A 26,898-nucleotide genomic window follows, 5' to 3' on the forward strand; every position below is an offset into this window, starting at 1 on the left:
CGGCGTTTTAGACGCTCGCTGTGATGCTTCACGTTTGCAACTTCCGTCATTCCGGCCTTGAGCCGGAATCCAGCCGACGCGCGTCTGCGCGACGGGAAGACTCCTTTCAGCTCAAGGACTTGAGCTGGCTGGATTCCGGCTCAAGGCCGGAATGACGGAAGTGTGGGTTCACTGTCGGAATTCCAACTCCTCTGTCACATTCTCACAAAAAAAGACCGGCCCGAAGGCCGGTTGAAGAAGACAGCCTTATCGGGGGGATATCGGCGTCTTTGCAAGGGCATGCAATGGGAAACGATCCCATGGAGTGGTCCATCCGGCGCGGATGTGCGGCAAAAGACATCGCGCCGTACTGACCTGCGGCCAACATGGCTTGCCGCGCTCTTCTGATACGCTATGAGGGTCACATGTTTGTGACAACGGCCTTCGGGAGCCTGCCTTTATGCCCCCTGTTTCAGAGCTGATGGTCTTTGCTGCGGCGCTTGCGGCAGCGGGTGTTGTCGCCGGTCTTCTGGCGGGGCTGTTCGGCATTGGCGGCGGCGCGGTGCTGGTGCCTGTCTTCTACCAGGTCTTCGGGCTGCTGGATGTGCCGGAGGCGGTGCGCATGCATCTCTCGCTTGGCACGTCGCTCGCCATTATCGTGCCCACTTCCATCCGTTCGTTCCTGACGCATCGTCAGAAAGGCGCGGTCGATATCGATCTGCTGAAGGGCTGGATCGTCGCCGTGCCGCTAGGAACCATCCTCGCATCCGTGGTTGCCGCTTATGCCTCGAGCGTTGCGCTGCGGCTGATCTTCGCCTTCATCGCGCTGGCGCTTGCCTTTCGGATGATCTTCAACCGGGCAAGCTGGCATCTCGGTTCCGACCTGCCGCAAAACCCGGGCCGTTTTCTGGTGGGCACCGGCATCGGGCTTTTTTCCGGCCTGATGGGCGTGGGTGGCGGGGTGATGAACAACACCTTCATGACGCTCTATGGACGCACCATTCATCAGGCGGTCGCCACGTCTTCCGGCGTCGGCGTGCTGATTTCACTGCCGGGTCTGTTGGGTTATATCTGGGCCGGCTGGGGCGATGCGGGCCTGCCGCCGTTTTCCACCGGCTTCATCAACTGGATCGCCGTGGTACTGCTGATCCCCATCACGCTTGTCGTTGCGCCCTATGGCGCGCGGCTGGCGCATGCGCTGAGCAAGAAGCAGCTGGAGCGCGCCTTCGGACTGTTTCTGGTCTTCGTTGCGGCGCAGTTTTTCTATAGCGTTTACGGCTGATTTTCCTTAATCGCCGAACGCAGTGTTCAGCCTGTCGGACTGGCATTTGCGCCTTCCCCGGCCTATATGGCGTGCATCTTACTCGGTTTTTCGAAAGATTCGCCATGAATGCCATTGTTTCGATACGGAATCTGACAAAATCCTACGCAAATGGCTTTCAGGCGCTCAAAGGTGTCAGCCTCGATATCAAAGAGGGGGAAATCCTTGCTCTTCTCGGCCCGAATGGTGCTGGCAAGACGACATTGATCTCCATCGTTTGCGGCCTCGTCAATCCCGGTGAAGGCTCGGTGCTCGTCGGCGGGCATGATGTGGTGAAGGACTTTCGCCAGACCCGCGCCCTGATCGGCCTCGTCCCGCAGGAACTGACCACAGACCAGTTCGAGACGGTGTGGAACACCGTCAGCTTCTCGCGCGGCCTGCACGGGCAGAAGAAGAACCCGGAACTGATCGAGCGCATCCTGAAATCCCTGTCGCTCTGGAACAAGAAGGACAATATGCTGCGGGAGCTTTCCGGCGGCATGAAACGGCGTGTGCTGATCGCCAAGGCGCTGGCGCATGAGCCGAAGGTTCTATTCCTTGACGAGCCGACGGCCGGCGTGGATGTGGCGCTGCGCCGCGACATGTGGAACGTCGTTTCCGAGCTGCGCGCCAAGGGCGTCACCATCATCCTCACCACGCATTACATCGAAGAGGCGGAAGAAATCGCCGACCGGGTGGGCGTCATCAATGGCGGCGAATTGCTGCTGGTGGAGGAAAAGACGGCGCTGATGAAGAAACTCGGCCGCAAGCAGCTTTTCCTGGAGCTTGCCCAACCCGTGGAGCAATTGCCCGACAGTCTTGCGCCCTTCGGGCTGACGCTTTCCGATGACCGCTGCACCGTTACCTACGAAATCGAGGATAATGGCGAACAGAGCCGCATTGCCGACGTTCTGAGCGCTCTTTTCGCCGCCAACATCCATTTCAAGGATATTTCAACGCGGCAGAGTTCGCTTGAGGATATCTTCGTTTCGCTGGTGGGAGGCCAGAAATGAATTTCGAAGCCATCAAAGCCATCTATCTGTTCGAAATGGCGCGCACGCGTCGCACCCTGTTGCAGAGCGTGGTCTCGCCGGTCATTTCCACCTCGCTCTATTTCATCGTATTCGGAACCGCAATCGGTTCGCGGATTCAGGAGGTTGGCGGTGTTTCCTACGGCGCGTTCATAACGCCCGGCCTCATCATGCTGACGCTTCTGACGCAATGTATCGGCAACGGCTCCTTCGGCATCTATTTCCCGAAATTCACCGGCACGGTCTATGAAATTCTCTCCGCCCCGGTGGCGATGACGGAAATTCTCGCCGGTTATGTCGGGGCGGCGGCGACCAAGGGGCTGATGATCGGCACGATCATCCTGATAACGGCCTCCTTCTTCGTGGATATCACCATCGCCCACCCGTTCATGATGATCCTGTTCTTCGTTCTCACGGCGGTGAGCTTCAGCCTTTTCGGCTTCATCATCGGCATCTGGGCGACGAATTTCGAGCAGCTGAACCTCATCCCCATGCTGGTGGTGCCGCCGCTGACCTTCCTCGGCGGCAGCTTCTATTCCATCGACATGCTGCCGCCCTTCTGGCAGACGGTCAGCCACTTCAACCCGGTGCTTTATCTCATCAGCGGTTTCCGCTGGAGTTTCTACGAGATCGCCGACGTCAATCCTGCCATCAGCCTTGCGATGATCACGCTGTTTCTGGCGCTCTGCCTCGGTGTTGTCGGCTGGATGTTCAAGACGGGGTATAGGCTGCGCAACTGACGGTACGGCCTACCTCCCTCATTCCTGTGCTCGTCACAGGAATCCAGCCGACACGCGTCTGCGTGGCGGAAAGACTCTTCTCAGCCCAAGGACTTGGGCTGGCTGGATCCCTGTGACGAGCACAGGGATGAGGTAGGTTGGCTGCTATGCACCCGTTCCCAAACGAGCCTCAAGACATAATCAACCCACCATCGACATTGATCGTCTGGCCGGTGATATAGGCCGCGTCGTCGGAAGCCAGAAACGCCACCAGTGCGGCGACTTCGGCGGGCGTTCCGGCGCGGCGCATGGGAATGTTGCGCACCCATTCGGCCATCAGTTCGCCGGGCTTGTACTCACCCAGCATCTGGCCCCAGACGCGGTCGTTATAGTCCCACATTTCGGTGTGGATGATGCCTGGGCAAATGGCGTTGACGGTAATGCCTTCCGGCGCGAGTTCCTTGGCAAGGCTCTGCGTCAGGCCGACGACGCCGAACTTCGAGGCGGCATAATGCGGGGTATAGATGAAACCCTGCCGCGCCTGACCGGAGGCGGTATTGACGAGGCGACCTTTGGTACCGCTTTCGCGGAAGCGGCGGATCGCCTCCTGGCAGCAGAGGAACGCGCCCTTGGTGTTGACGTCGAGATTGAAATCCCACTGTTCCTGCGTCAGTTCCTCGATCTTCGAAATGGTGATGACGCCGGCGTTCTGGACGGAGATGGAAAGCGGGCCGATCGCTTCTTCGGCGGCACCATAGGCCTCGCGCACCGCTGCCGCATCCCGAACGTCGAGGATGAGGCCATGGGTGACGGCGCCGGTTTCGTCCGCCAGTTTTTTGGCGGCATCCTGCGTGTCTTTGTCGACAGAGGCGATGGCGACTTTCGCACCTTCCTCGGCAAAACGGCGGGCGATGCCGTAACCGATGCCCTTGTTGCCTCCGGTCACGAATACGGATTGACCTTCAAAGCGCCTCATGTCTCCTCCTTATGGGATTTTGGCTATGTTTCCTGGCCGACCAGTCGTTCGGCGGTGAATTTATCGGTGACGAGCACGTCGATCACACCGGTTCTGAGCGCACCGGCAATCGCCTCGGTTTTTTTCGAGCCGCCGGCGAGCGCAATGACACGGTCGACATTGGAGAGGTTTTCCAGCGGCAGGCCGATGACCCGGTCGTCGAGCGGAGTCTTCACCGGTTTGCCGTCCTTGTCGAAGAAGCGCAGCGAGATGTCGCCGACCGCACCTGCCTGCGCGAGATCGGCGAGTTCCTTGGCGGAAAAGATGTTGCCGGAACGGGCGAGAAGCTCCGACGGCTCGACCGCACCGATGCCGACGACGGCGAGGGTGATCGACCCGAAGAGATCGATGGTTTCGCGCACGAAGGGGTCGGCGAGCATCAAAAGCTTGGCTTCGCGCGAGGTGGCGACGCCCGGCACCGGCAGCAGTTTCGGCTCGGCCTCCGTCAGCCGCGCCAGACGCGTGGTGATCTGGGTCGCATGCGTCTGTACCGATGGGTCGCCCATGCCGCCCAGTGTCTGGACGATATAACGCGCCTTGGCGCCTTTTAGCGGGTGGATGTTTTCCACCATCTTGAAGATCGTCTGGCTCCAGCTGGAAACACCGATGATCTCGTTCTGCGACAGCGTCACCTCGAGGAAATGCGCCGCTGCCTCGCCGATGCGGGCCATGATCGCGCCGTCGCGATCCTCGCTGCAATCGACAACGATGGCCTCCGGCAGGTCGAAACGTTCGCGCAGTTGCGCTTCCAGATCGCTATAGGTGCCGGGCGGCGGAATGATGCTGGTGCGGACGATGCCTTCCGCCTCGGCACGCTTCAACATGCGCGAGACGGTGGCCTGCGAGAGATTGAGATGCTGGGCGATTTCCGCCTGACGTTTGTGCTCGCTGAAATACATCTGCGCCACGCGGGAAATCATTCGAAGTTCGTTTAGCCTGCCCATAAGCCCTCCAGGGGTGAATTTTTATTCACCATTACCCGAGGTTACAGGCAAGGTCGAGCGGGCAATCGCATCGCGCCAGATGCCGAGCCGCTGGCTGTTTTCGCTCGCGGACGGCGCGATGGTGTTGCCGTTGCTGTTCAGCGCCGCGATGGCATCGAGATCGCTCCAGACACCCAGGGCGAGGCCGGCGAGATAGGCGGCACCCAGTGCCGAGGCTTCCGGCGCGTCACGCTGGATGACGGGGTGTTGCAGCATGTCGGCGACACATTGCATCAGGAAACAGTTCTGGCTCGGGCCGCCATCCACGAACAGGCGTCCAAAGCCCGAAGGCGACTGCGCGCGCATGGCGGCGAAGACGTCATGGACCTGAAAGGCGATGGAATCGGTGACGGCGCGGGCCATCTGGGCACGGGTGGTGCTGAAATTGATCTGCGAGAACAGGGCGCGCGCATTGGTATCCCAATAGGGTGCTCCAAGGCCAACGAAGGCCGGCACGAAACCGGGACCGTTTGGCTCGGCGGCGGAGGCGAGCTCCACCAGCGCGGCGACATCCGGCAGGCCGAGAATCTCCGTCATCCAGGGCAGGGAGGCGGCCGAAACGAGAATATTGCCCTCGAAGGCGAAGGTGGGTTTGCCGCCGAGCCGCCATGCGACGGTGGTGGTGATGCCGCGTTCGGGCGCGATGAAATGCGGCAGGGTTGTCATGACCGAAGAGCCGGTGCCGAAGGTTACCTTGCCATCACCCGGATTGAAGGCGCCATGGCCGAAGAGGGCGGCGTGGCTGTCGCCGATGGCGGCGAGGATCGGTGTGCCGTCCTTGATACCGGGAACGCCTGATGTGACGCCAAAATCGCCGCTGCTGTCGCGCAGATCGGGCAGGGCGTTGATATCGATGCCGAAGAGCTCGCAAAGCTCATCGCTCCAGACCTGCCGGTTGAGATCGAGCACCTGGCTGCGGGCGGCGTTGGAGGCGTCGCAGGCATGGACCATGCCGCCGGTGAAGCAATGGATGAGCCAGCTGTCGATGGTGCCGATGCGGAGCCGGCGGCCCTTCGGGGCGCGCTCCAGCAGCCAGCGCATTTTTGCGCCCGGAAACATCGGGTCGATCGGCAGGCCGGTCAGCGCCATGACGCGCTCGGAATGGCCCTTCTCGATCAGTTCGGCGCAATCCTGCGCCGTGCGGCGGCATTGCCAGCTGAGCACCGGGCCGAGCGGCTCGCCGGTTTCGCCGTCCCAGATGGTTACGGATTCGCGCTGGTTGGAAATGGCGATGGCTGCGACATCGACGGTGGAGGGCGCGGCGGCGAGGCAGGCGGAGATCGCTTCGCAGACCGAGGCCCAGATGCGCTGCGGCTCCTGTTCCACCCAGCCGGGCTGCGGATAGGCGATGCCGACCGGTGATGAGCCGCGCGCCAGCAACTCTCCGCTTTCCGAGACGAGAATGGCCTTGGAATTGGTGGTGCCCTGATCGATGGACAAAATGGCGCGCATCATGGGAGTCTTTCGTCGGCAGTTTTTCGTTTCCGCCTTGCGGCGACTAAACGACGATATTGCAGAAAGGGTGTCGCCGCGCATCCGAAGACACGCGACGACTCTGGGAGGAGACTTTATTTTCTCTTGATCAGCGCTTCGGCCGCATCCGCAATGGCGGCCGGCGCCATGCCGAATTCATCGAGCAGCCATTCGGCCGAACCGGTATGGGCGAAGACGCCCGGAACGCCGAGGCGCTTCATCGGTACGGGGGCCTGTTCGACCACGACTTCGGCAATGGCCGAGCCGAGGCCGCCGAAGATCGAATGTTCTTCAGCCGTCAGGATCGCGCCGGTTTCCTTCGCTGCTGCGACGATGGCCGCCTCATCGATGGGACGCACGGTCGCCATGTTCAAAACCCGAGCCTTGACGCCGCGGCTGGCCAGAATGTCGGCGGCCTTGACGATGCGGTGCGTCAGCGTGCCGTTGGCGATCAGCGTGACGTCGGAGCCTTCACGCAGCAGGTTGGCGCGGCCGAGTTCGAAGACATGGCCCTCCGGGAGCAGATCCGGCACGCCGACGCGCGACAGGCGCAGGAAGCACGGGCCGGCATAGTCTGCTGCCCATTTGACGGCGGCCGCCGTCTCGATGCGGTCGCAGGGGGCGATGACCGGCAGGTTCGGCAGAACGCGGGTCCAGGCGAAATCCTCGATGGAATGATGCGTCGGGCCGAGTTCGCCATAGGCCATGCCCGAGGATATGCCGATCAGTTTCACATTGGCGTTGGAATAAGCAAGGTCGGCCTTGATCTGCTCCAGCGCGCGGCCGGTGAGGAAGCAGGATGCGCCGCAGACGAAGGGCAACTGGCCGCCATTGGCGAGACCGGCGCCAACGCCGACCATGTTCTGTTCGGCGATACCGACATTGACGAGGCGCTCGGGGAATTTCGACTTGAAGCCGCCGAGCTTCGAGGAGCCGACCGAATCGTTGCAGACGGCGACGACCCTGTCATTGCCGGCGGCCAGCGCTTCCAGCGTTTCCGCGAAGGCGTCGCGGCAGTCATAAAGCTTGGCGGCGGTTACGGGCGCGTTCATCACAATGTCTCCGAAAGTTCTTTGACGGCGATTTCATATTGTTCCCTGCTCGGAACCTTATGGTGCCAGTCGACGCGGTCCTGCATGAAGGAAATGCCGTGGCCCTTGTTGGTGTGGGCGACGATGCAATGCGGGCGGTCGCCGCGATGCTCCAGCGCCGGCACGACTTCCGCCATGGCATTGCCGTTGATTTCGCTGACTTCCCAGCCGAAAGCCTCGAGCTTCGGGCGAAGCGGCGCGACATCATTGGTTTCCGAAAGCGCCGCACCCTGCTGGAAGCGGTTGTGATCGACGATCAGCGTCAGGTTGTTCAGGCCGAACTGTGCGGCGGACATGATGGCTTCCCAGTTGGAGCCTTCCTGCATCTCGCCGTCGCCGGTCATGACATAGGTGTGGTAGTCCGCACCGGAAAGCTTGGCCGCCTTGGCCATGCCGACGGCAACCGGCAGTCCGTGACCGAGCGGGCCGGTATTGGTTTCCACACCCGGCACCTTGTTACAGTTCGGATGCCCGTTGAGGCGCGAATTCGGCTGCAGGAAGGTCGAGATTTCCTCTTCCGGGATGAAACCGCGCTTGGCCAACGTCACATACAGCGCGCAGGCCGTATGGCCCTTGGAAAGCACGAAACGGTCGCGGGCAGGGTTTTTCGGATCATCCGGCCAGATGCGCAGGACGCGGAAATAAAGGGCCGTCATGATGTCGATAGCTGACATTTCGCCGCCGACATGGCCCGCACCCGCTTCAAAAACAGCCTGTACGTCGCGAAGGCGAATCTGGCGCGCAATGCGCTCTAGCTCCTGGGACTGCATGGAATCCTCTTCAAAACATGCGTGTGAATATTTATACAGCTATTTATATAATTGCAAAGATGGCGTTTCTGTCAAGCCGGAATTGCGGATTCTCTTGTTTCAATCCGTGCTGGTTATTTCTGCCCCTACATTCGCATTCACGGTGAAGAGCATCTCCACAGCCCTCATTCCTGTGCTTGTCACAGGAATCCAGTCAGCCCAAGTCCTTGGGCTGAAAGGGCTCTTCCCGCCGCGCAGACGCGCGTCGACTGGATTCCTGTGACGAGCACAGGAATGAGTATAGAGGCGGCAGGCTGAAAGCCGCCTGTCCTTGTTCACGGCAGGCCTCGCCATTAACGCCCTATTGACAACCTTCTCGAAACTGGCTTATGCATGTTTCACCGATGATGAATAATTATTCTAATCGGTTTAAAAAATGCAAGACAGTCACCGGGAGGAGCCATGTCCGCGATTGAACGCAATGAGGGGGTCACGCACACCAGGAGCCCGCTTGCCTGGTTGAGCGGAGCGACCGGACCTCTTTTGGGCCTGCTGCTGCTCTGCGTGTTTCTGACCTTCGCCAGCGAGAATTTCCTGTCGCTGCGCAATGGGCTCAACATTCTCGACCAGATCACCGTTCTCGGCATCATGGCCGTCGGCATGACCTTCGTTATCCTGCTTGGCGGCATCGATCTGTCTGTCGGCTCGGTTCTGGCGCTGTCGATGATGATCATGGGCTGGACGGCAAATGTGGCGGGCATGCCGATGGGCATGGCCATCGTGCTGGCGCTGATCGCGTCCGCCGCCTGCGGCCTCGTGGTCGGTATTCTCGTCACTGCCTTCCGCGTGCCGGCCTTCATCGCCACGCTGGCCATGATGTCGGTGGCGCGCGGTCTCGCCAATATGATCACCGATGGACAGCAGATCGTCGGTTTCCCTGACTGGTTCATGATGCTGGCAATCGACCGCCATTTCGGCGTGCTGACAGCGACCGTGCTTCTGATGCTCGTCGTCGTTCTGGTTTCCTGGCTGTTCCTGCGCTTCCGTTCGGAAGGCCGGACGGTCTATGCGGTCGGCGGTAACCCGGAAGTGGCGCGCCTTGCCGGCATCAATGTGCCGCTGGTGACGATCTGCGTTTATGTCGCCTGCGCGGTTCTTGCCGGTCTTGCCGGTATCGTTCTTGCGGCACGTCTCGACTCGGTGCAGCCCTCCAGCGGCTTCGGTTACGAGCTGGATACGATTGCGGCCGTCGTCATCGGCGGAACCTCGCTTTCGGGCGGTGCAGGCGGCATCGGCGGAACGCTGATCGGCGTGCTGATCATCGGCGTGCTGCGCAACGGCCTCAACCTGCTCAACGTCTCTCCCTTTTTGCAGCAGGTCATCATCGGTGTCGTCATCGTGCTGGCCGTTGGCGCTGAAACCCTGCGCCGCCGCAGAAGCTGAATTTGCCTGCGGACGGTGCTGAGCCGTCCGCGCAATAAACGACCCTCCCTATTAGGGAGGCGTGAAATAGACGGCCGGAGGGGAGGAGGTTCGATCTGCCCGAAGGTCAACAATCAACAAATGGAGGAATAATCATGAAATTTTCACGCATTCTGCTGACATCCGCCGCCCTTCTCGCCCTGTCGCTCGGCCAGGCTAATGCCGCCGAAGTCAAGAAGATCGGCCTTGCCGTCGCCAATCTGCAGGCGAACTTCTTCAACCAGATCAAGCAGGCCGTTGAGGCCGAAGCCAAGACGCGCGGCATTACAGTCGTCACCGTCGATGCCAAGGGCGATGGCCCGACGCAGGTGAATCAGATTCAGGATCTGCTGACCCAGAACATCGATGCGCTGATCTATATTCCGGCCGGTGCCGCTGCCGCGACCGTTCCGGTAAAGCTTGCCAAGGCCGCCGGCGTTCCGGTCATCAACATCGACCGCAATGCCGATGGCGCGCCGGGCGATACCTTCCTTGCCACCGATTCCGTCGCTTCCGCCAAGGCGGTATGCGATTACATCATCAAGCAGGCCGGCGGTTCGGGCAAGATGGTCATCATCCACGGCCAGAAGGGCACGACGCCGGAAGTGGACCGCACCAAGGGCTGCATGGAATCGGTGAAGGCCAATTCCGGTGTGAAGATCGTTGCCGAACAGTGGTCCAACATGTGGAGCCAGGATGAAGGCTTCCAGATCATGCAGAATATGCTGCAGGCCAATCCGGATGTTTCCATCGTCTTTGCACAGGCCGACGGTCTGGCGCTCGGCGCGGCGCAGGCGATCAAGGTCGCCAACCCTTCGCAGAAGATCGTCGTTGGCGGCTTTGATGGTGATACGGCGGCGCTTGAGGCGCTGAAGAACGGCGTCTTCGACGTGACCGCAACACAGCAGACCCAGAAGATGGGCCGCACCGCTGTCGAGATGGCCGTCAAGATCGTCGGCGGCGAAAAGGTTCCGGCTGTGCAGCTTTCCGATGCGACGCTGACCACCAAGGAAAATGTCGAAGGCTTCATCGCCAACCATCCCTGATGCATCCGCCCCGCGCGTCCGATGGGATGCGCGGGGCATTCATTGGTTTGTCTTTATGCAATTTGGACACAAGGCTGTGGCGGATCTCCGCCGCGATCATGTCCTGGGAGGTCCCGTCATGCGCGAGCCGGTTCTTTCGCTCCGTGGCATCAGCAAACGTTACGGTCCGCTCGAGGTCCTGAAAAACGTCGATCTCGACGTTTATCCCGGCGAAGTGGTGGCCCTGCTGGGTGAAAACGGCGCGGGCAAGTCCACGCTGTCAGGCATCATCGCCGGTTCGCGCGAGCCGTCCGAAGGCACGATGACATGGCTCGGCCAGCCCTATGCACCGTCTTCGCCGCGAGAGGCGATAGACAAGGGCATCGTCCTCATCCATCAGGAATTGAAGCTCCTGCCGGAGCTTTCCATCGCCGAAAACGTGTTCATTGGCCGCTGGCCGATGAAGAACGGCGTCGTCGACCGTGCCGAGATGGTGCGCAGAGCCCAGCAGCAATTGGCGCGCCTCAACCTTCACATTCCCGCAACCCGCAAGGTGGCCGGCCTTTCGACCGCCAACCAGCAGTTGATCGAAATCGCCAAGGCGCTGGCGCTGGACGCCAAACTCCTGATCCTCGACGAGCCAACGGCGGCACTTGGCGGCGCGGAAACGCAGGCGCTGTTCGAGCAGGTGCGCAAGCTGCGCGCCGAGGGTGTGGGCATCATCTATATTTCCCACCGTATGGAAGAGATCAAACAGATCACCGACCGCATCGTCGTGTTGCGCGATGGCGAGCGGGTGCATGAGTTTGCCGACAGCGCGACGCCGGTGCGCACCATTGTCGAAAGCATGGTCGGCCGCTCGCTGGAGCGCCTGTTTCCGACGCTGCCGGAGCCGCAGGACAAGGTGGTGCTGGAGGTCAAGGGGCTGACCGGCGCGACCAATGCCTTCCGCGACATTAGCTTCGGCGTTCGCGCCGGTGAAATTCTCGGTATTGCCGGTCTGATCGGGGCGGGACGCACCGAGCTGGTGCGGGCCATTTCCGGTGCCGATCCGACGAGTGCGGGTGAGGTGCTGCTGGATGGCAAGGTGCTGACGCTGAAAAGCCCGGCGGATGCGATTGCAAAGGGCATCGTCATGGTGCCGGAAGACCGCAAATTGCAGGGGCTGGTGGTGGAGCACGAGATCGGCGAAAACCTGATCTATGCCAATCTCGACCGCGTCGGCACCGGCTGGATCACGCCGCGTATCAAGCGCGCCTTTACCAAGGAGGCCATCGCCAAGTTTGGCGTGAAGGGCCGTAGCGAACAGCCGGCATCTGATCTTTCCGGCGGCAACCAGCAGAAGGTGGTCATTGCCAAATGGCTTGCCCGCAATCCGCGCGTGGTGGTGCTGGACGAGCCGACGCGCGGCATCGATGTCGGCGCGCGGGCGGGCATTTACGATATCATCGTCGGTCTGGCTAAGGACGGCGTGGCCGTCATCGTCGTCAGCTCCGATCTCGAGGAGGTGCTGGGCGTTTCGAACCGCATCCTCGTGCTTGCGCAGGGAAAACAGGCCGGCATCCTCAACCGTGACGAAGCAAACGACGTCTCGGTCATGGAACTGGCAACCATCTGAAGAAGGAAATACCGATGTCTACCATCACGCTCAACGCGCCGAAACTGTTCGATCTTTCCGGCCAGGTGGCGCTCGTCACCGGCGCCGGTTCCGGCATCGGCCAGCGGATCGCCATGGGGCTTGCCCAGTCCGGCGCCAATGTCGCGCTGCTTGACCGCCGCACCGATGACGGCCTGGCGCAGACGGCCGATTTCATCGCCAAGGCCGGGCGCAAGTCGATCCAGATTGCCGCTGACGTGACCAGCAAAGAGGCGCTGACCGATGCGGTCGCGCGTACTGAGGCGGAGCTTGGCGCGCTGTCGCTCGCCGTCAATGCGGCCGGCATCGCCAATGCCAATCCGGCCGAGGAGATGGAGGAAAGCCAGTTCCAGACGATGATGGACATCAACCTGAAGGGCGTTTTCCTGTCCTGCCAGGCGGAAGCCAATGCCATGCTGAAGAACGGGCGCGGCGCAATCGTCAACATCGCCTCCATGTCCGGCGTCATCGTCAATCGCGGGCTGATGCAGTGCCACTACAATGCCTCGAAGGCAGGCGTCATCCACATGTCGAAATCCATGGCGATGGAGTGGGTGGGTCGCGGCATCCGCGTCAACACCATCTCGCCGGGTTACACGGCGACGCCGATGAATACGCGGCCGGAGATGGTGCACCAGACGAAGCTGTTCGAAGAGCAGACGCCGATGCAGCGCATGGCGGGCGTCGATGAGATGGTCGGTCCGGCGATCTTCCTGCTCTCCGATGCGGCGAGCTTCGTGACGGGCGTGGATCTGCTGGTGGATGGTGGTTTCTGCTGCTGGTAGGGTTTTCGGTCCCGGCGCGGTAAACCTCACGCGTCTGGTTCAAGCGTGACATTCTCACTCCGTCACCCCGGTTTGATCCGGGGTCCAGCGCGATCAAGTCTTTGATCGCAAAAGACTCTTCTCACGGCGCAGACGCGCCGTGGCTGGATGCCGGATCAAGTCCGGCATGACGGAAGAGGACCAGACGGTTTCACAGGCATCACGCCCGGCTTGCGCCGGGCGTTTTTGTATTCACACCGCGAGCAGCAGCTCAAGCGACCTGCTTCTGCGCCACTTCCTCGACAATCTCGCCCTTGAGATAGGAAACAAGGTCCTTGATCGTCACCACCAGCAGGCCGTGGCGTTCGGCGAAGACTTCAAGCTGGGGCAGGCGGGCCATGGTGCCGTCGTCATTGGCGACTTCGCAGATGGTGCCGCAGGGGAATTTTCCGGCGAGGCGGCAGAGGTCCACGGCTGCTTCGGTGTGGCCGGTGCGGCCGAGAACGCCCTGCGGGTTGGCGCGCAGCGGGAAGATGTGGCCGGGGCGGGCGAAATCTTCCGGGCGCGATTCTTCCGATACCAGCGCACGCACGGTCTTTGCGCGGTCGGCGGCGGAAATGCCGGTGGTGGTGCCCGGAATATAGTCCACCGAGACGGTGAAGGCCGTCTTGAGGGATTCGGTGTTGCGCGACACCATCAGCGGAATATCGAGCGCATCGAGACGCTCGCCCGGCATGGCGACGCAGATCAGCCCGCGCGCATGGTTCATCATGAAGGCGATCTGCTGTGGGGTGATGCTGTCGGAGGCGGCGATGATATCGCCTTCATTTTCGCGGTCTTCGTCGTCAACCACAATCACCATCTCACCACGGGAAATGGCTTCGATCGCGTCTTCAATTTTGGCAATGGTCATTTTCTTTCAAGCCTTTCAAGGGTTATGCCGTTTTGCGGCATTTTCGCGCTTCGAGAAGCGCCAAATATCCCTTGGGCGAACAATGCAATGCGAAGCCCGCTCACGCGCGGGCGTCCTATGCCTTGTCCTCTTCCATCCGGACTATACCGTCGGCTCCGGCCTCTCACCGGATCTGCTGACCTTCCGGCTTTGGAGACCGGAAGCGCTCGCGGGCTCCGGGAAAAATCCCGATACCGCCGGTGGGGAATTGCACCCCGCCCTGAGAACGGAACCAACATAAATTATCAAATGGGAAGGAATCAAGGGGCAATGGTTCGTTGGGCGGGTGCCGGGCAGAAAGAAATCTCTCGGAAAGGCGTTTCTACGAGCATTTTAGTTCCGCCCGTTTCAGGTCGAGTTCCTACTGCGTTTTTCTATCGAGACCGATTTGATATTGGCGGCGCAATCCTGGCCAGTTCGCCATCTGAAGTATCGTATTTATGTTGTTAATATTGGCGTCTTGTGATTTTTATATTGTCATTATCGCAATATGTATTTTCTTATATTTAAGGGAATTGTTGCATGTCAGCGACGCAGCAAATATCTGAAAGCCCGCAATTGCTTGCCGCGTTGGTCGCGGCTTCTACAGCGTTCACGCTGTGGATACTTGGACAATTTGTAGCAGTGGGCGTAGGATTCTGGAAAAAATCGCGAGAAAAAGAGAAATTCATTCGGTCCCTGTATGCGGAAATCGACTTTAATACAGCCGATATGGCGATCTTCCTTGCCGCACCTATTTCCTATGTGACTTTCAGGGAACGCATCAAGGAAAACAAAGATTTCGTCCCGCATATTACAGATGCGCGTCACACCCATTTTTATCTGAAGAATATCGATTCCATATCGGCCACTGGAAGAGAGTATATTGGCGATGTCGTCTATTTCTATGGTGTTCTGGATAAAATCCGCGCCAAGATAGATGGAATATACCGTAAGAGTTTCACCAATATTTCACTCGAGGGTCGGGAGAGTGCCATTCGTAGCCTCTACGAGCACGCGGAAGAGGCAAAGAAAACCGGCGAGAAGCTTTTGCAGACAATGGAAGGAAAATACAGGGGATACAAACTAAAGCGAAAAATCCGTTCGCCGGGCATCTCAAAAAACCAAAAAGCGCCGAAACCATAGTTCGACGCTTCGCTTCTCTACAGTGGAAGGGCGTTTAGATCAAAGTAGGATAGGATCTGGACCGATCATGTTGAGAACTCCTGCGTTGAATATGTAATCTTGTCTCATGGTCAATGCGGCCTGTCAATGATTTGCCGAGGTGGCGGTATTTTTCGAGATAAGCCACTGCTTCAGCGGGTCAGCGTTGATCAACCCTTTCCTCGTTACTTCACATATATTGTGATGGGGGCGTTTGATCGCAAGATAAGGTGCCTTCTCCGAGAGCAGCTTACCGATCCCGCAATCGCAATTCATCGGTCTGCATCTGCAGCGAACCGAGCGTCGACAGGAAGCTCATGCCGAGCAGGCTTTGGCCCAATTGGCCATCCTGCGCGACGAGGGCGGGGATGTTGCGTCGCATGATCGGGCCAATACTGATTTCCGAAAGGGTGACGGGGGCTGCCGCCGTGCGGCCATTCGCGGTCATCACCGGCACGGTATAGCGGAGATTTGCGGTGTCGATGCCGATTTCTGCCGCATCCGCATTGGCGAGCACCACGGAACTTGCACCGGTATCGACCAGCATGTGGATCGTCTTGCCTTCGACGCCGACATTTGCCTCGAAATGGCCGCTCATCGATTTGTGCAGGACGATTTCCTGTTCGCCGCCAGCTGTCGTCACCACCACGGCGCGGCCGGGCATCAGGCCGCCCAGCAACCGGTCGCCGAAGGATTGCAGGTCGTAGCGATAGAGATAGAGCGAGACGAGGCCGAGAATAATGACGAGCCAGACGGCGAGCTGGCGGATGACGGTGCTGAAACTGCCGCGTCTTCCCGCCAGAATGCCGGCGGATAATAGGCCGGCAATAGGCAGAAGATAAAGCACGTGGGCGAATTGATCATTGTCGATGCCGAGCGTTCGGCCGCCTTCGTGATTGATGAGAAGCAGGCCAAGGCCGACGGCCAGCAGGAGGAGAACGATGGTCAGCCTGTTCATGCGGTATGCGTCTCCTTGGCGGTCTCGGGCAGGTTTGCCAGTCTTTGCGGCAGCAACCGCATGATTTCGCGGCGCTTCTCGTCGCTATACCCCGCCCAGCCGCCGATTTCATCCAGCGTCCGCCCGCAGCCGATGCAGAGGCTGCTGGTTTCATCGAGGCGGCAGATATGGATGCAGGGTGTTTCCATGATGATTTATATCAGGCCGTCACGCCGCAAGGGCAAGGGCGATGAGGGTAACGATCTCCGTGATCTGCTGGCAGGCACCGATGGTGTCGCCGGTATGGCCGCCGATCTTGCTGTCGCAGAGCCTGCCGAAAAGGACGGCCGCCAGAAAGGCTGCCGCCAGCACGAGTGTAATCGACAGGAGCGGCAGGGCGTGCAGCGTGAAGAGTGTGAAAAGCAGTAGCCCGATCACCAGCGCGATGTTGCGCTCGCTGGAGCCCGGCTGACCGGCGCCGGCGGCGATGCCGGAGGTTTTGGCGGCAGGCAGGGACTGCCAGTGCCACACCATCAGGGCGCGGCTCAGGACAAGCGCGGCGATCAAGGCGGCGGCGGCGGTCTTTGCCGGCAGCGTCTCAATGAGCGAGGCGAGTGCGGTGGCGCGAAGCGCAAAAGAAAGGATCATGGCAATCGTGCCATAGCTACCGATGCGGCTGTCCTTCATGATCTCAAGCCTGCGGGCCTTCTCCTTGCCGCTGCCGAAACCGTCGGCCATGTCGGCGAGACCGTCTTCGTGCAGAGCTCCCGTGATGAGCGCCGTCAGGCCGATAACGAGCCAGCCGGTAAGTTGCGGAGAGGAGTCGAAGGCTGCGAAAACCACAACAAGGAAAGCGGCGGGCAGGGCGATCAGCAGGCCAGCGGCGGGAAAGGCGCGGGCGGTGCGGCGCATCGACACGCCGTCGGCATCATCGAAAAACTGCGAGGGAACGGGCAGGCGGCTCAGAAAGGCGAGGGAATGCATGACATCTGTTATAAAATCCCCGGCCTTCATGCTCTCTCCGTTGCAGTCGCTGCATTTCCGGTTGTTCCGCGGCGCATCCGCGATTATGAGAGGCGCAACAAAGACCGATTTGCCGGAAAAAACAAGTTCCGGACGCATGAGCCGATGCGACAGCCAACCCGACGACGAGAAAGACAGATATCATGAGCATGAGCGGATTGCCCTTCGACGATTTCCGCGCGCTGCTGCGCGAGCTTCCCGGCCCGGATACGCACGCGCTTGTGGCGGCCAAGGAGCGCAATGCGCAGCTGACCAAGCCTGCCGGTTCGCTCGGACGTCTCGAAGAAATCGCCATGTGGCTAGCGGCATGGTCGGGCCGTTCTCCGGCCGTCACCCGTCCGCTGGTGGCGATCTTCGCCGGCAATCATGGCGTTACCCGGCACGGCGTCACGCCCTATCCGACATCCGTGACCCAACAGATGGTAGAAAATTTCGCGGCAGGCGGTGCGGCGATCAACCAGATCTGCGTTGCAAACGATCTTGGCCTGAAGATTTTCGATCTGGCGCTCGATTACCCGACCGGCGACATCACCTGCGAGCCGGCGCTTTCCGAGCGCGACTGCGCCGCCACCATGGCCTTCGGCATGGAAGCGATTGCCGGCGGAACCGATCTTCTCTGCGTCGGCGAAATGGGTATCGGCAACACCACCATTGCGGCGGCGATCAATCTCGCGCTTTATGGCGGCACGGCGGAAGAATGGACCGGTCCGGGCACCGGTTCGGAAGGCGAAGTCATGGCCCGCAAGATCGCGGCGGTGAAGGCGGCGGTGGAGTTCCACAAGGATCATCTGTCCGATCCGCTGGAGATCATGCGCCGTCTCGGCGGACGCGAGATCGCAGCGATTGCCGGCGCCATCCTTGCTGCCCGCGTGCAACGCATTCCCGTGCTGATCGACGGTTATGTGGCGACGGCCGCTGCCGCTCTCCTCAAGGCTGCCAATCCTGCGGCGCTCGACCATTGCCTGATCGGCCATGTCTCGGGTGAGCCCGGCCATCTGGCCGCCATCGAAAAGCTCGGCAAGACGCCGCTTCTGGCGCTTGGCATGCGGCTCGGCGAAGGCACGGGGGCAGCGCTTGCCGCCGGCATCGTCAAGGCCGCCGCCGCCTGCCATTCCGGCATGGCGACATTCGAAGCGGCGGGTGTGGACACCCGCATCAGCTCCCGCACCGACCATTGAGGCTGAAGATGGACGTGACGCCGCAAAAGAAGCAACCGGAACCCGCCTTTCGCAAGGAAAAAGGCTGGCGGCATCTTTTTGCCGCCGCGCGCTATTCCGTGCAGGGGCTTGGCCGGCTGTGGCAGGAAGCGGCGTTCCGGCATGAGGTTCTCGCCTTCGGCGTCGGGCTTACCCTGCTTCTGGTCGTCGGCGCACCCTTTGCCCATCTTCTCGTCTTTACGGTGCTGATGCTGTTGCTGTTTTCGGTGGAAGCGCTCAATACCGCCATCGAAGAGCTGGTGGATCGCATTTCACCGGAAATCTCCTCGGTCGGGCGGCACGCCAAGGACCTCGGCTCCTTTGCCGTTTTCTGCCTGTTAATGGCGAGCGGATTTTTCGTGCTGTATTCGCTGGTAACGACGCTGTTCTTCTGAAGTTCTAAGCCTCAAGGCATTTCAGGACGGAAAACCCGGGGGCCACTTTTCCTGGAAATGCCTCAAGCGAAGGAGCGCCGGCGCGGCTGGATGGCGTGGGTTTCTTCCACGGCTGGCAGGCTTTGCAGCACGCGTTTGGCTGGCAGGATGGCGATGCCTTCGGTGCCCTCGCGCAGTTTCGATTTCAGGATGAACTGGCCGTCATGCTTGGCCAGAATGGCCTGAACGATGGGCAGGCCAAGGCCGGTTCCCTGTTCGGCGCTCTTGATTGCGATCGATCCCTGACCGAAGGCGGACAGCACCACGGGAATTTCATCTTCGGGAATGCCGGGACCGTTATCCCTGATCGAGACATATTGGCCGCCGCCCGCCGTCCAGCCGGCTTTCACGAGGATTTCACCGCCCTGCGGCGTGAATTTCACGGCGTTGGACAGCAGGTTGAGGATGACCTGGCGGATGGATTTCTCATCGGCCCAGACCTGCGGCAGGCTGTTTTCGAACTGCTGGGAAATTTTGATGTTCTTGGCGCGGGCGCGAAGCTGGATCATGCCGATGCAATCCTCGGCGATTTCCAGCATCGAGATCGCTTCTTCGTTGAGGTCATAGCGGCCGGCTTCGATGCGCGACAGGTCGAGGATTTCGTTGATGAGATCAAGCAGATGCTGGCCGGAGCGATGGATATCGCCGGAATATTCCTTGTAGAGCGGATTATTGAGCGGGCCGAGCACTTCCGAGGACATAACCTCGGAGAAACCGAGAATGGCGTTGAGCGGCGTTCTGAGCTCGTGCGACATGGAGGCGAGAAAGCGCGATTTCGCCAGATTGGCTTCTTCCGCGCGCCGCCGCGCCTCGTCCGAAACCGAATTGGCGACTTCGAGTTCGGCGATCAGGTCGTCCTTTTCCGTCTGGGAGGAGAGGAGCTTGATGCTGGTCTGGTAAAGCCGGCTGGTGATGCGATGACAGAAGAGTATGGCCATGCCGAACATCAGCGCGAGACCGACATCGAAAGGATTGCGCGAAATGGCCGAGGTCATGCAGAGAGCCGCCAGCACCGGCAAAAAGGTCATGAAGGTCGCCCGCCGCAGCATGAAATTGGCCATGGCGGTGAGCGAAAGCGCGATCAGCAGCGTCGAGCCCTTGAAGAAAAGCACGAGCGTCGGGTCGTTGCGCACCGGTTCGGCCAACGCAAACATCGCCCAGGCGCAGCCGATGAGGATCTGCATGCCGAGGAAGAGACTTTTCCAGTGCTGAAGATTGTCGGCCGTGATTTCCTGTTTTGCCGCCCGCTTGGCCAAGAGCAAAGAAAAGGCGTGGAAGCTCAGCGCAATCAGCGACCAGATGATCAGGCTGATGTCGCGGGTGATATAAAGGCCGATGATGGAGGCGAGCAGGATGAAAAGCGGCATGATCATCGCGCCCTGCAGGGTTTCGGCGATGTGCATGGTCAGCATTTCGCGTTCATAGGCGTCGCTTGCGCCGACCCCTTGCTGCAGGCGTTCACGTGTCGTCTTCACCGTGTCGAAGACCGCCTTGTTGCGGTGCTTTTTCGACCGGTCGACGATGATCTTGTCGGTGGACGTGCTGACGCTTTTACTCATTGTTACAACGCAGGGTGACATGAACCCTTGCAGACTACGCGCAAAATCTTAAGAAGATGCTGCCGTGAAAGGATTTGTTTGCCATTTCTGACAAGGGTTTGTTGTTACATGAGACGAAATGGAGGCAAGGGCAGGCGGTTTTCGGCATTTCGCGATGGCGGGCTTTTTCTCGCCACGGTTTTTCTTGGCATTCTGATCGCGGCCAAGCTCGACCAGATCAACAGCGAGACCTATAGCGGCCGCTTCTTTGTGATCGATGGCGATACGCTGTCGAAGGGAGAGGAACGTTTCCGGCTGCTCGGCATCGATGCGCCGGAGCTTGCGCAGACATGCCTGCGCGGCAGCGAAAGCTGGCCGTGCGGCGAGGAAGCGCGCCGTGTCCTGCAAAGGCTGGCCGGGGCTGAGGATTTTTCCTGTTCCGGCAGTTCCAGAGACCGTTACGGGCGGCGGCTGGTTTATTGTTCCGCCGGCGGCAGGGATGTCTCATCGGAAATGGTGTCGGCGGGTTTTGCCGTCGCATCCGGTTATTTCCAGTTCTCCAGCGAGCAGGCGGCGGCGCGCAGGCAGGCACGCGGCATCTGGGCGGGAGAATTCGAGAAACCGTCGCAGTGGCGGCGGGAACACCGTGCCGCGGATCTGGAAACGCCGGCGGCGGGTTTCCTCACCGTCATCCGTCATCTTCTGGGGTGGGATCATGGTTGAACCAGTGCCGGTGCGTGATGACGGGCTTGACGTATTGCGCGGCGAAATCGCCCGTTGTCGTCTCTGTCGCGACAAGCCGCTCAGGGGAATGGCCGATCGCCTGCCGCACGAACCCCGGCCGTTGGTCGTCATGTCGACCAAGGCGCGCATCCTGATTGCCGGGCAGGCGCCGGGGCTTCGCGTGCATGAAACAGGGCTGCCGTTCAACGATGCCTCGGGCGACCGGCTGCGCCAATGGCTGAACGTCGACCGGCAGACATTCTACGATCCGGATCGTTTCGCCATCGTGCCCATGGGCTTCTGTTTTCCCGGCTATGACGACAAGGGCAGCGACCTGCCGCCCCGGCGCGAATGCGCGCCGCAATGGCGTGAGCGGGTAATAATGGCGATGCCGCAGGTGGAGCTGATCCTCGCCATCGGCCAATATGCGCAGGCTTTTCATCTGGGTGAAAGGCGGCGCAAGACCATGACGGAAACGGTGCAGGACTGGCGCGGCTTTCTCCATGCCAATTCCGGCCCCGGCATTTTTCCCCTGCCGCATCCAAGCTGGCGCAATACCGGCTGGCTGAAAAAGAACCCATGGTTCACCGAGGAACTGCTGCCGGTTCTGCGACAACATGTGGAAATGCGGCTTTAGTGAAACAATTTTCTGTTTTTCTGCAAAAATTAGTGTATTGAAAGGAAATTAATTCAGGAGGATAGACGCATTGGATCGCCTAGACCGTAAGATTTTGCGCATTCTGCAAGAGGATTCCACGCTGGCCGTTGCCGATCTGGCGAAAAAGGTCGGCCTTTCCACGACGCCCTGTTGGCGGCGTATCCAGAAGATGGAGGAAGACGGCGTTATTCGCCGGCGCGTGGCGCTGCTCGATCCGGTCAAGGTAAACACCAAGGTCACGGTTTTCGTCTCCATCCGCACCGCCTCCCATTCCATCGAATGGCTGAAGCGTTTCTCCGAGGTGGTTTCCGAGTTTCCGGAAGTCGTCGAATTTTACCGCATGAGCGGCGATGTCGATTACCTGCTGCGCGTCGTTGTGCCCGATATCGCGGCCTATGACGCCTTCTACAAGCGCATGATCGCCAAGATCGAAATTCGCGACGTGTCCTCCGCCTTCGCGATGGAGCAGATCAAATATACGACCGAGCTGCCGCTCGACTACATGCTGCTGGACAATCCGAAATCCGGCGAGGAGTGATCCGCCGCCGGCCAGTTTTTCGACCAATGCCCTTTCCGGTTGCCGGGGAGGGCATTTTCATTTGCGGGTCGTTTTTCCCGTCGATCTGGCCCGCCAAGGGCTGATCCAGCCGGAAGGTCCATCCCGGTAGCCGCCGCCGGGGCACGACAATTCTATTCCACCCATCGTGGCAAATTCGCACATTCAATTCTCCCGGAGCTGTCTGCGCGCAAACTGCGATTTTGATAAAATCTATCGAATATCTACGCTTTTACTGTCGAAGGATGGAATAGCGAGGGATATCCATATGCTTACACGACGCGGAACATTGGGACTGATTGCAGGTGCGACCGGGGCGGTGTTTCTGCCGCATATCCGGCGGGCGAGTGCCGCAACCGCCACATTGCGGATTGGCTGGCAGAAGAATGGCGTGATAGCGCTCGCGAAAAGCCAGGGCGCGCTCGAAGCGTTGCTGAAGGATCGCGGTATCGAGGTCAAATGGTCGGAATTCTCCTCCGGGCCGCCGCTTCTCGAAGCGCTGGGTGCCGGTGCGCTGGATATCGGCCCGACCGGCGATGTGCCGCCGCTTTTCGCGCAGGCCGCCGGCGGCAATCTGCGTTATGTGGGCACTTACAAAGCGGCGGCCGGCGGATCGGCCATCCTCGTGCAGAAGGATTCGCCGCTGAAGACGCTGGAAGACCTGAAAGGCAGAAAAGTCGCCTTCAAGCGCGGCTCCAGCGCGCATAATGTCACCGTCAAGGCGTTGCGAAAGGCAGGGTTGACGTTGAATGATATTACGCCGGTCGATCTTGCCCCGCCGGATGCGGCCGCCGCCTTCCGAAGCGGTAGCATCGATGCCTGGTCGATCTGGGATCCTTATTTTGCCGTGGCGGAAAAAGAGCCGACGACACGGGTTCTCTCGACCGCCGAAGGCATCGTCGATCCGTGGAGTTATTTCCTTGCCAATGGCGATTTCGTGGAGGCCAATCCCGATCTCGTGCCGTTGATCCTCAAGGAACTGGCGAATGTGGGTGCGAAAGCGCAGGCCAATATCGATGCAACGGCAAAGTCGCTGGCGTCGATCACCGGCGTTCCCGAGGATGTCACCAAGGTCTCGCTAACGCGGCCGGGCGCCGATCTCGGGCGGGTTTCGCTGGTTCCGGATCAAGCCATCGCCTATCAGCAGGCACTTGCGGATGAGTTCTACGATCTGAAGATCGTGCCGAAGAAACTCAACGTGGCGGATATCGTCTGGCGGCCGAAGGCGAGCTGAGCGGGTCGGAAAAGGTAAGTCTCTTCAACCTGCTGGCGGGTGTTGCTGAGAGGTTGATTCAGGAAAATGCCATTCTTGCCGCATAGGGCGAGCCCGTGCCGCTTGTTTCTTCTCCCCGCCGGGGAGAAGTCCGCGGCAGCGGGATGAGGGGGCAAGGGTAGAGATATGCGGAGAGCTAGCCCCCTCATCCGACCCTTCGGGCCACCTTCTCCCCGGGGGGGAGAAGAAAACTGCCGAAACGTCGGGGGCACAAGCCTCCTATGTCGCATCAGCCCTTTAGCTTGGCGATCACCAGATGGCCGGGTGTCGGATTGCCGTCCTGCATGCGCACGTTGATGTCGGTCACCTCGAGAACCTCGAAACCGGTCGCGGCCAGTCTTTCGCGGACATAGGTTTCCGCATGGGCGAAACGCTGGTGCGGGCCGACCATATAGGGGCGTCCGGCCAGGGTTTCTTCGGGCAGGGTTTCCGACGAGAAGATCAGCAGGCCGCCGGCATTGAGGTTTTCGGCGGCGCCGAAAAACAGCGGCTCCAGCGCGCCGAGATAGGGCAGCACATCGGTGGCGGTGATGATGTCGAAAGGCTCGTCGTCGTTATCCTCGAGAAAATCCTCGGCTTCGGCGACGTAGAGCGTCTCGTAGAGGTCCTTCTCATGGGCGATCTCGACCATGTTTTCGGAAATGTCGATGCCGGTGATATCGTCGGCCATGTCGCGTAGCGCTTCACCGGTGAGGCCTGTGCCGCAGCCGAGATCGAGCAGGCGCTTGAAGGGGCCGAGGTTCAGCGTCTGCAGCCGCTGGCGCACCATCATCGGCACGGCATAACCGAGCTGTTCGACAAGAATATCCTCGAAAGCTTCGGCATGCTGGTCGAACAGGGTTTCGACATAGGCGTCGGGCGCCTTTGGCGGGGTTTCGCCCCGGCCCATGGCGGCGATGCGAACGGCCGCTCCACCGTGATCGTCGGGATCGATGGCCAGAACTTCTTCATAGGCCTTCACCGCCGCGTCCACATCGCCGGCTTTTTCAAGCGCGAGCGCGCGGTTATAGGCCTCGGCAAGCGCCTCTTCGTCGATTTTCTGGTTCTTGGTCATCGCGCCTTATCCGTCAGCATCTTCAGTTGAGGTTTGCTGTAAGCTGCATCGGGGACGGGCGCAATATTTATGTGGCGCGATGGCTCAGTGGATGATGAACTCCCCCTTGAGCGCGCGCCATTCCTGCGCCGAGATTACCTGCCGGTGCACGTAGCGGACGGAATGCAGCGGTCCGTCGAGCTTTTCCTTCCAGAATTTGAGGAAGCCATGCATCTCAGGGAAGTCCGGGGCAAGATCATAATCCTGCCAGACATAGGTCTGGAGAACCAGCGGATGATCCGGCAGGCGATAAAATATCTGGGCGGTGGTGAGGCCGTAGCCTCTCAGCATCATTTCCATGTCCTTGTTCATGACGGCGGTTCCCGTTTCCATGATTGCCGATCACAGCGTTACCGCTGTATCGAATATGGGAACACGTCATGGTTAATCCAAGCTTGCCAAAGACATGGCTTGTCACAAAATATTTATATTTTTCAAAATGTTGGCAGCCTTCATTGATGAGTGCTGCCAACGTTGCGACTAGCGCTTGAGATGCCGGGTCAGGCGGGCTTCCAGCCATGCCCAGACATGCCGCAGCGTTTCGACGATCGTCAGGTAGAAGATCGCGGCCCACAGATAGGCCTGATAATCGAAGGTGCGGGAAAAGGCGTAGCGGGTCTGGCCCATAAGGTCGAAGACGGTGACGATAGAGACCACCGCGGAACCCTTGATCATCAGGATGATTTCGTTGCCATAGGGACGCAGCGCCACGATCAGCGCCTGCGGCAGGATGATCTTGCGGAAAGTGACGAGTTTCGACAGGCCGAGCGAGGCGGCGCCCTCATGCTGGCCGCGCGGCACGCTGCGGATCGCGCCGCGCAGGATTTCGGCCTGATAGGCGGCGGTGTTGAGGGTGAGCGACAACAGGCCGCAATACCAGGCCTCGCGGAAGAACCACCACAGGCCGGCGGTTTCCAGCCCCTGGCGGAAACTGCCGAGGCCGTAATAGATCAGGAAAAGCTGCGCCAAAAGCGGCGTGCTGCGGAAGACGTAGACATAGGCATAGGCCAGCGCGCCGATGATGCGGTTTTCCGACATGCGGCCGAAGGCGATCGGCACGGAAAGAATGGCGCCGAGAATGATCGAGCTGCCGACGAGGGTGATGGTGGTGATGAGACCATCGATATAGCGCGGCCCGTAACGCTGGAATTTGTCCCAGTCCCAGCCCTCGATCATGGCGAAGATCAGCCCGGCGGCGAGCAGCAGCCAGAGTGTGATGACGGCGACGCCGACGATGCGCGAAATATTGAGCGGCTTGTCCGCAACGGCCGGGGCGGGGCGGGGGGGAATGAGTTCCTGAATATGGCTCATCGGCTTACCTCCGACTTGCGCGACCAGCGATCGATGAAGCCGATGCCGATGGAGGAAAGCAGCGCGAGGATGAGGTAGAGCAGGCAGGCGATGCTGTAGAAGAAGAAGGCTTCCTTGCTGACGCGGGCGGCAATGCCGGTCTGGCGAACGATATCGGCAAGGCCGATGATCGAGACGTAAGAGGTGTCTTTCAGCAGGATGACCCAGAGATTGGTCATGCCGGGAAGGGCGATCCTGACCAGCTGCGGAATGATGATGAGCACCATGGTGCGGCCCCGCGAAAGCCCCAGTGCCGCACCCGCCTCATATTGCCCCTTCGGTATGGCCTTGAAGGCGGACAGCAGCACTTCGGACGCATAGGACGAAAACACCACGGACAGCGCCACCATGCCCGCCACGAAGGCGTTGATCTCGACCGGACCGGTGATGCCGACATAACCGGCCACCGATTGCAGCAGCATCTGGATGCCGTAATAGACGATGAAGAGCGTCAGGAGTTCCGGCAGGCCGCGGAAGATGGTGGTGTAGATGCCGGTCGCCAGCCGCAGCGATTTTTCTTCCGATTGCGCGGCGAGCGCGATGAGAAAACCGATCAGCAGCCCGACGGGCAGGGTGGCGAGCGCCAGCGAGATGGTGACCTTGACGCCGAAGGCGATTTCATCGCCCCATCCCGCATCGCCACAGGCGACCAGGGTGCTGTTTCCGAAAAGCGAGAAGAGACCGACCGGCCCGCAGAAGGGATCGAGAAGTGTCGAGACATAGGTCCAGAACGCACCTATGGCGGAAAATGCTCCGCTCATGCCAATTTTCCCCTGCGGTCTTAAGCCGCCGTGAT

General features: G+C 60.1%; 28 protein-coding genes and 1 riboswitch. Of the genes, 14 read left to right on the forward strand and 14 right to left on the reverse strand.

The window, feature by feature from the left end; translation table 11 throughout:
• The first annotated feature begins 439 nt into the window (after positions 1-439).
• The 3 genes from BTE54_RS13230 (at position 440) to BTE54_RS13240 (ending at position 3,050) form a co-directional block, all read left to right on the forward strand.
• Positions 440-1,261 carry a sulfite exporter TauE/SafE family protein gene (locus BTE54_RS13230; RefSeq protein WP_065655906.1) on the forward strand — a complete coding sequence of 274 codons (822 nt, stop codon included), beginning with the start codon at positions 440-442 and terminating at the stop codon, positions 1,259-1,261.
• Positions 1,262-1,365: 104 nt separating this feature from the next.
• The gene (locus BTE54_RS13235) at positions 1,366-2,292 is read left to right on the forward strand and encodes an ABC transporter ATP-binding protein (RefSeq protein ID WP_078052751.1); all 927 of its coding nucleotides are present in this window, start codon (positions 1,366-1,368) and stop codon (positions 2,290-2,292) included.
• Positions 2,289-3,050 (forward strand): ABC transporter permease, encoded by a 762-nt coding sequence (locus BTE54_RS13240; protein ID WP_003520396.1) that lies wholly within the window; start codon positions 2,289-2,291, stop codon positions 3,048-3,050. The genes BTE54_RS13235 and BTE54_RS13240 overlap by 4 nt, the downstream gene beginning before the upstream one ends.
• Before the next feature lie 169 nt (positions 3,051-3,219).
• On the opposite strand, the gene BTE54_RS13250 is transcribed toward BTE54_RS13240, so the two are convergent.
• The 5 genes from BTE54_RS13250 to BTE54_RS13270 all read right to left on the reverse strand — a co-directional run bounded on the left by BTE54_RS13250 (position 3,220) and on the right by BTE54_RS13270 (position 8,361).
• Complete coding sequence (locus BTE54_RS13250) at positions 3,220-4,005, reverse strand: SDR family oxidoreductase (RefSeq protein WP_059760432.1); 786 nt, start codon at positions 4,003-4,005, stop codon at positions 3,220-3,222.
• A gap of 23 nt (positions 4,006-4,028) precedes the next feature.
• Positions 4,029-4,988 (reverse strand): sugar-binding transcriptional regulator, encoded by a 960-nt coding sequence (locus BTE54_RS13255; RefSeq protein ID WP_063947625.1) that lies wholly within the window; start codon positions 4,986-4,988, stop codon positions 4,029-4,031.
• A gap of 21 nt (positions 4,989-5,009) precedes the next feature.
• Positions 5,010-6,479, reverse strand: coding sequence for an FGGY-family carbohydrate kinase (locus BTE54_RS13260; protein ID WP_078052808.1), 1,470 nt, complete (start codon positions 6,477-6,479; stop codon positions 5,010-5,012).
• 116 nt (positions 6,480-6,595) lie between these two features.
• Complete coding sequence (locus BTE54_RS13265; protein ID WP_078052752.1) at positions 6,596-7,552, reverse strand: transketolase family protein; 957 nt, start codon at positions 7,550-7,552, stop codon at positions 6,596-6,598.
• A complete protein-coding gene (locus BTE54_RS13270; RefSeq protein ID WP_078052753.1) occupies positions 7,552-8,361 on the reverse strand; it encodes a transketolase in 810 nt (269 codons plus the stop codon). The genes BTE54_RS13265 and BTE54_RS13270 overlap by 1 nt, the downstream gene beginning before the upstream one ends.
• A gap of 441 nt (positions 8,362-8,802) precedes the next feature.
• Here BTE54_RS13270 and BTE54_RS13275 point away from each other — a divergent pair, with 441 nt between their 5' ends.
• The 4 genes from BTE54_RS13275 (at position 8,803) to BTE54_RS13290 (ending at position 13,247) form a co-directional block, all read left to right on the forward strand.
• Entirely contained in the window at positions 8,803-9,783 is a 981-nt protein-coding gene (locus BTE54_RS13275) for an ABC transporter permease (RefSeq protein WP_065655910.1), read from the forward strand.
• Positions 9,784-9,917: 134 nt separating this feature from the next.
• A complete protein-coding gene (locus BTE54_RS13280; protein WP_065655911.1) occupies positions 9,918-10,847 on the forward strand; it encodes a sugar ABC transporter substrate-binding protein in 930 nt (309 codons plus the stop codon).
• A gap of 118 nt (positions 10,848-10,965) precedes the next feature.
• The gene (locus tag BTE54_RS13285) at positions 10,966-12,444 is read left to right on the forward strand and encodes a sugar ABC transporter ATP-binding protein (protein ID WP_078052754.1); all 1,479 of its coding nucleotides are present in this window, start codon (positions 10,966-10,968) and stop codon (positions 12,442-12,444) included.
• A 14-nt stretch (positions 12,445-12,458) separates the two neighbouring features.
• The gene (locus BTE54_RS13290) at positions 12,459-13,247 is read left to right on the forward strand and encodes an SDR family oxidoreductase (RefSeq protein ID WP_035262232.1); all 789 of its coding nucleotides are present in this window, start codon (positions 12,459-12,461) and stop codon (positions 13,245-13,247) included.
• Between the two features lie 250 nt (positions 13,248-13,497).
• Here BTE54_RS13290 and ribB read toward each other — a convergent pair whose 3' ends face one another.
• Positions 13,498-14,139, reverse strand: coding sequence for a 3,4-dihydroxy-2-butanone-4-phosphate synthase (gene ribB / locus BTE54_RS13295; protein ID WP_078052755.1), 642 nt, complete (start codon positions 14,137-14,139; stop codon positions 13,498-13,500).
• Positions 14,140-14,259: 120 nt separating this feature from the next.
• Positions 14,260-14,410, reverse strand: a riboswitch (FMN riboswitch).
• A gap of 290 nt (positions 14,411-14,700) precedes the next feature.
• Between ribB and BTE54_RS13300 the strand changes: the two genes are divergently transcribed.
• Positions 14,701-15,303 (forward strand): hypothetical protein, encoded by a 603-nt coding sequence (locus BTE54_RS13300; RefSeq protein ID WP_125146930.1) that lies wholly within the window; start codon positions 14,701-14,703, stop codon positions 15,301-15,303.
• A gap of 268 nt (positions 15,304-15,571) precedes the next feature.
• Here the strand turns inward: BTE54_RS13300 and BTE54_RS13305 are convergent, their stop codons facing one another.
• Genes BTE54_RS13305 through BTE54_RS13315 form a run of 3 tightly spaced genes read right to left on the reverse strand, consistent with a single transcriptional unit; the run spans position 15,572 to position 17,272 of the window.
• Positions 15,572-16,279: a TIGR02281 family clan AA aspartic protease gene (locus tag BTE54_RS13305; RefSeq protein ID WP_078052756.1), complete on the reverse strand. Its 708-nt coding sequence runs from the start codon at positions 16,277-16,279 to the stop codon at positions 15,572-15,574.
• Entirely contained in the window at positions 16,276-16,467 is a 192-nt protein-coding gene (locus BTE54_RS13310; RefSeq protein ID WP_035262220.1) for a DUF1289 domain-containing protein, read from the reverse strand. The genes BTE54_RS13305 and BTE54_RS13310 overlap by 4 nt, the downstream gene beginning before the upstream one ends.
• Positions 16,468-16,486: 19 nt before the next feature.
• The gene (locus tag BTE54_RS13315) at positions 16,487-17,272 is read right to left on the reverse strand and encodes an adenosylcobinamide-GDP ribazoletransferase (protein ID WP_078052809.1); all 786 of its coding nucleotides are present in this window, start codon (positions 17,270-17,272) and stop codon (positions 16,487-16,489) included.
• Positions 17,273-17,424: 152 nt separating this feature from the next.
• Between BTE54_RS13315 and cobT the strand changes: the two genes are divergently transcribed.
• Positions 17,425-18,459, forward strand: coding sequence for a nicotinate-nucleotide--dimethylbenzimidazole phosphoribosyltransferase (cobT, locus tag BTE54_RS13320; protein ID WP_003522166.1), 1,035 nt, complete (start codon positions 17,425-17,427; stop codon positions 18,457-18,459).
• 8 nt (positions 18,460-18,467) lie between these two features.
• Positions 18,468-18,872 (forward strand): diacylglycerol kinase, encoded by a 405-nt coding sequence (locus BTE54_RS13325; protein WP_078052757.1) that lies wholly within the window; start codon positions 18,468-18,470, stop codon positions 18,870-18,872.
• Between the two features lie 62 nt (positions 18,873-18,934).
• On the opposite strand, the gene pdhS2 is transcribed toward BTE54_RS13325, so the two are convergent.
• Positions 18,935-20,470, reverse strand: a complete 1,536-nt coding sequence (gene pdhS2, locus BTE54_RS13330; RefSeq protein WP_078052758.1) for a two-component system sensor histidine kinase PdhS2 — start codon at positions 20,468-20,470, stop codon at positions 18,935-18,937.
• A 108-nt stretch (positions 20,471-20,578) separates the two neighbouring features.
• On the opposite strand from pdhS2, the gene BTE54_RS13335 reads away from it, so the two are divergent.
• The 4 genes from BTE54_RS13335 to BTE54_RS13350 all read left to right on the forward strand — a co-directional run bounded on the left by BTE54_RS13335 (position 20,579) and on the right by BTE54_RS13350 (position 23,620).
• Positions 20,579-21,172, forward strand: coding sequence for a thermonuclease family protein (locus BTE54_RS13335; RefSeq protein WP_078052759.1), 594 nt, complete (start codon positions 20,579-20,581; stop codon positions 21,170-21,172).
• Entirely contained in the window at positions 21,165-21,809 is a 645-nt protein-coding gene (locus BTE54_RS13340; RefSeq protein ID WP_198939139.1) for a uracil-DNA glycosylase family protein, read from the forward strand. Before BTE54_RS13335 ends, BTE54_RS13340 begins: the two co-directional genes overlap by 8 nt.
• A gap of 70 nt (positions 21,810-21,879) precedes the next feature.
• Positions 21,880-22,368, forward strand: coding sequence for an Lrp/AsnC family transcriptional regulator (locus BTE54_RS13345; protein ID WP_003507846.1), 489 nt, complete (start codon positions 21,880-21,882; stop codon positions 22,366-22,368).
• Between the two features lie 286 nt (positions 22,369-22,654).
• Entirely contained in the window at positions 22,655-23,620 is a 966-nt protein-coding gene (locus BTE54_RS13350) for an aliphatic sulfonate ABC transporter substrate-binding protein (protein ID WP_078052761.1), read from the forward strand.
• 268 nt (positions 23,621-23,888) lie between these two features.
• Here the strand turns inward: BTE54_RS13350 and BTE54_RS13355 are convergent, their stop codons facing one another.
• From BTE54_RS13355 to BTE54_RS13370, 4 genes are all read right to left on the reverse strand, one after another.
• Positions 23,889-24,713 (reverse strand): class I SAM-dependent methyltransferase, encoded by an 825-nt coding sequence (locus BTE54_RS13355; RefSeq protein ID WP_065655920.1) that lies wholly within the window; start codon positions 24,711-24,713, stop codon positions 23,889-23,891.
• Positions 24,714-24,797: 84 nt separating this feature from the next.
• Positions 24,798-25,064: an usg protein gene (locus tag BTE54_RS13360; RefSeq protein ID WP_003522173.1), complete on the reverse strand. Its 267-nt coding sequence runs from the start codon at positions 25,062-25,064 to the stop codon at positions 24,798-24,800.
• A gap of 168 nt (positions 25,065-25,232) precedes the next feature.
• Complete coding sequence (locus tag BTE54_RS13365; protein WP_078052762.1) at positions 25,233-26,063, reverse strand: ABC transporter permease; 831 nt, start codon at positions 26,061-26,063, stop codon at positions 25,233-25,235.
• Entirely contained in the window at positions 26,060-26,863 is an 804-nt protein-coding gene (locus BTE54_RS13370; protein WP_078052763.1) for an ABC transporter permease, read from the reverse strand. The genes BTE54_RS13365 and BTE54_RS13370 overlap by 4 nt, the downstream gene beginning before the upstream one ends.
• Positions 26,864-26,898 lie beyond the last annotated feature (35 nt).

The organism is Agrobacterium sp. YIC 4121 (assembly GCF_002008205.1).
Lineage (GTDB): Bacteria > Pseudomonadota > Alphaproteobacteria > Rhizobiales > Rhizobiaceae > Agrobacterium > Agrobacterium leguminum.

What these genes read in the sequence shown, in the direction of transcription:
- BTE54_RS13300 (WP_125146930.1), top strand. Translation starts at nt 14,701, where the DNA reads ATGTCAGCGACGCAGCAAATATCTGAAAGCCCGCAATTGCTTGCCGCG.
- BTE54_RS13285 (WP_078052754.1), top strand. Translation starts at nt 10,966, where the DNA reads ATGCGCGAGCCGGTTCTTTCGCTCCGTGGCATCAGCAAACGTTACGGT.
- BTE54_RS13290 (WP_035262232.1), top strand. Translation starts at nt 12,459, where the DNA reads ATGTCTACCATCACGCTCAACGCGCCGAAACTGTTCGATCTTTCCGGC.
- BTE54_RS13255 (WP_063947625.1), bottom strand. Translation starts at nt 4,988, where the DNA reads ATGGGCAGGCTAAACGAACTTCGAATGATTTCCCGCGTGGCGCAGATG.
- BTE54_RS13305 (WP_078052756.1), bottom strand. Translation starts at nt 16,279, where the DNA reads ATGAACAGGCTGACCATCGTTCTCCTCCTGCTGGCCGTCGGCCTTGGC.
- BTE54_RS13355 (WP_065655920.1), bottom strand. Translation starts at nt 24,713, where the DNA reads ATGACCAAGAACCAGAAAATCGACGAAGAGGCGCTTGCCGAGGCCTAT.
- BTE54_RS13260 (WP_078052808.1), bottom strand. Translation starts at nt 6,479, where the DNA reads ATGCGCGCCATTTTGTCCATCGATCAGGGCACCACCAATTCCAAGGCC.
- BTE54_RS13235 (WP_078052751.1), top strand. Translation starts at nt 1,366, where the DNA reads ATGAATGCCATTGTTTCGATACGGAATCTGACAAAATCCTACGCAAAT.
- BTE54_RS13270 (WP_078052753.1), bottom strand. Translation starts at nt 8,361, where the DNA reads ATGCAGTCCCAGGAGCTAGAGCGCATTGCGCGCCAGATTCGCCTTCGC.
- BTE54_RS13340 (WP_198939139.1), top strand. Translation starts at nt 21,165, where the DNA reads ATGGTTGAACCAGTGCCGGTGCGTGATGACGGGCTTGACGTATTGCGC.
- BTE54_RS13280 (WP_065655911.1), top strand. Translation starts at nt 9,918, where the DNA reads ATGAAATTTTCACGCATTCTGCTGACATCCGCCGCCCTTCTCGCCCTG.
- ribB (WP_078052755.1), bottom strand. Translation starts at nt 14,139, where the DNA reads ATGACCATTGCCAAAATTGAAGACGCGATCGAAGCCATTTCCCGTGGT.
- BTE54_RS13335 (WP_078052759.1), top strand. Translation starts at nt 20,579, where the DNA reads ATGAGACGAAATGGAGGCAAGGGCAGGCGGTTTTCGGCATTTCGCGAT.
- BTE54_RS13230 (WP_065655906.1), top strand. Translation starts at nt 440, where the DNA reads ATGCCCCCTGTTTCAGAGCTGATGGTCTTTGCTGCGGCGCTTGCGGCA.
- BTE54_RS13365 (WP_078052762.1), bottom strand. Translation starts at nt 26,063, where the DNA reads ATGAGCCATATTCAGGAACTCATTCCCCCCCGCCCCGCCCCGGCCGTT.
- BTE54_RS13275 (WP_065655910.1), top strand. Translation starts at nt 8,803, where the DNA reads ATGTCCGCGATTGAACGCAATGAGGGGGTCACGCACACCAGGAGCCCG.
- pdhS2 (WP_078052758.1), bottom strand. Translation starts at nt 20,470, where the DNA reads ATGAGTAAAAGCGTCAGCACGTCCACCGACAAGATCATCGTCGACCGG.
- cobT (WP_003522166.1), top strand. Translation starts at nt 17,425, where the DNA reads ATGAGCATGAGCGGATTGCCCTTCGACGATTTCCGCGCGCTGCTGCGC.
- BTE54_RS13250 (WP_059760432.1), bottom strand. Translation starts at nt 4,005, where the DNA reads ATGAGGCGCTTTGAAGGTCAATCCGTATTCGTGACCGGAGGCAACAAG.
- BTE54_RS13310 (WP_035262220.1), bottom strand. Translation starts at nt 16,467, where the DNA reads ATGGAAACACCCTGCATCCATATCTGCCGCCTCGATGAAACCAGCAGC.
- BTE54_RS13265 (WP_078052752.1), bottom strand. Translation starts at nt 7,552, where the DNA reads ATGAACGCGCCCGTAACCGCCGCCAAGCTTTATGACTGCCGCGACGCC.
- BTE54_RS13360 (WP_003522173.1), bottom strand. Translation starts at nt 25,064, where the DNA reads ATGAACAAGGACATGGAAATGATGCTGAGAGGCTACGGCCTCACCACC.
- BTE54_RS13370 (WP_078052763.1), bottom strand. Translation starts at nt 26,863, where the DNA reads ATGAGCGGAGCATTTTCCGCCATAGGTGCGTTCTGGACCTATGTCTCG.
- BTE54_RS13325 (WP_078052757.1), top strand. Translation starts at nt 18,468, where the DNA reads ATGGACGTGACGCCGCAAAAGAAGCAACCGGAACCCGCCTTTCGCAAG.
- BTE54_RS13350 (WP_078052761.1), top strand. Translation starts at nt 22,655, where the DNA reads ATGCTTACACGACGCGGAACATTGGGACTGATTGCAGGTGCGACCGGG.
- BTE54_RS13315 (WP_078052809.1), bottom strand. Translation starts at nt 17,272, where the DNA reads ATGAAGGCCGGGGATTTTATAACAGATGTCATGCATTCCCTCGCCTTT.
- BTE54_RS13240 (WP_003520396.1), top strand. Translation starts at nt 2,289, where the DNA reads ATGAATTTCGAAGCCATCAAAGCCATCTATCTGTTCGAAATGGCGCGC.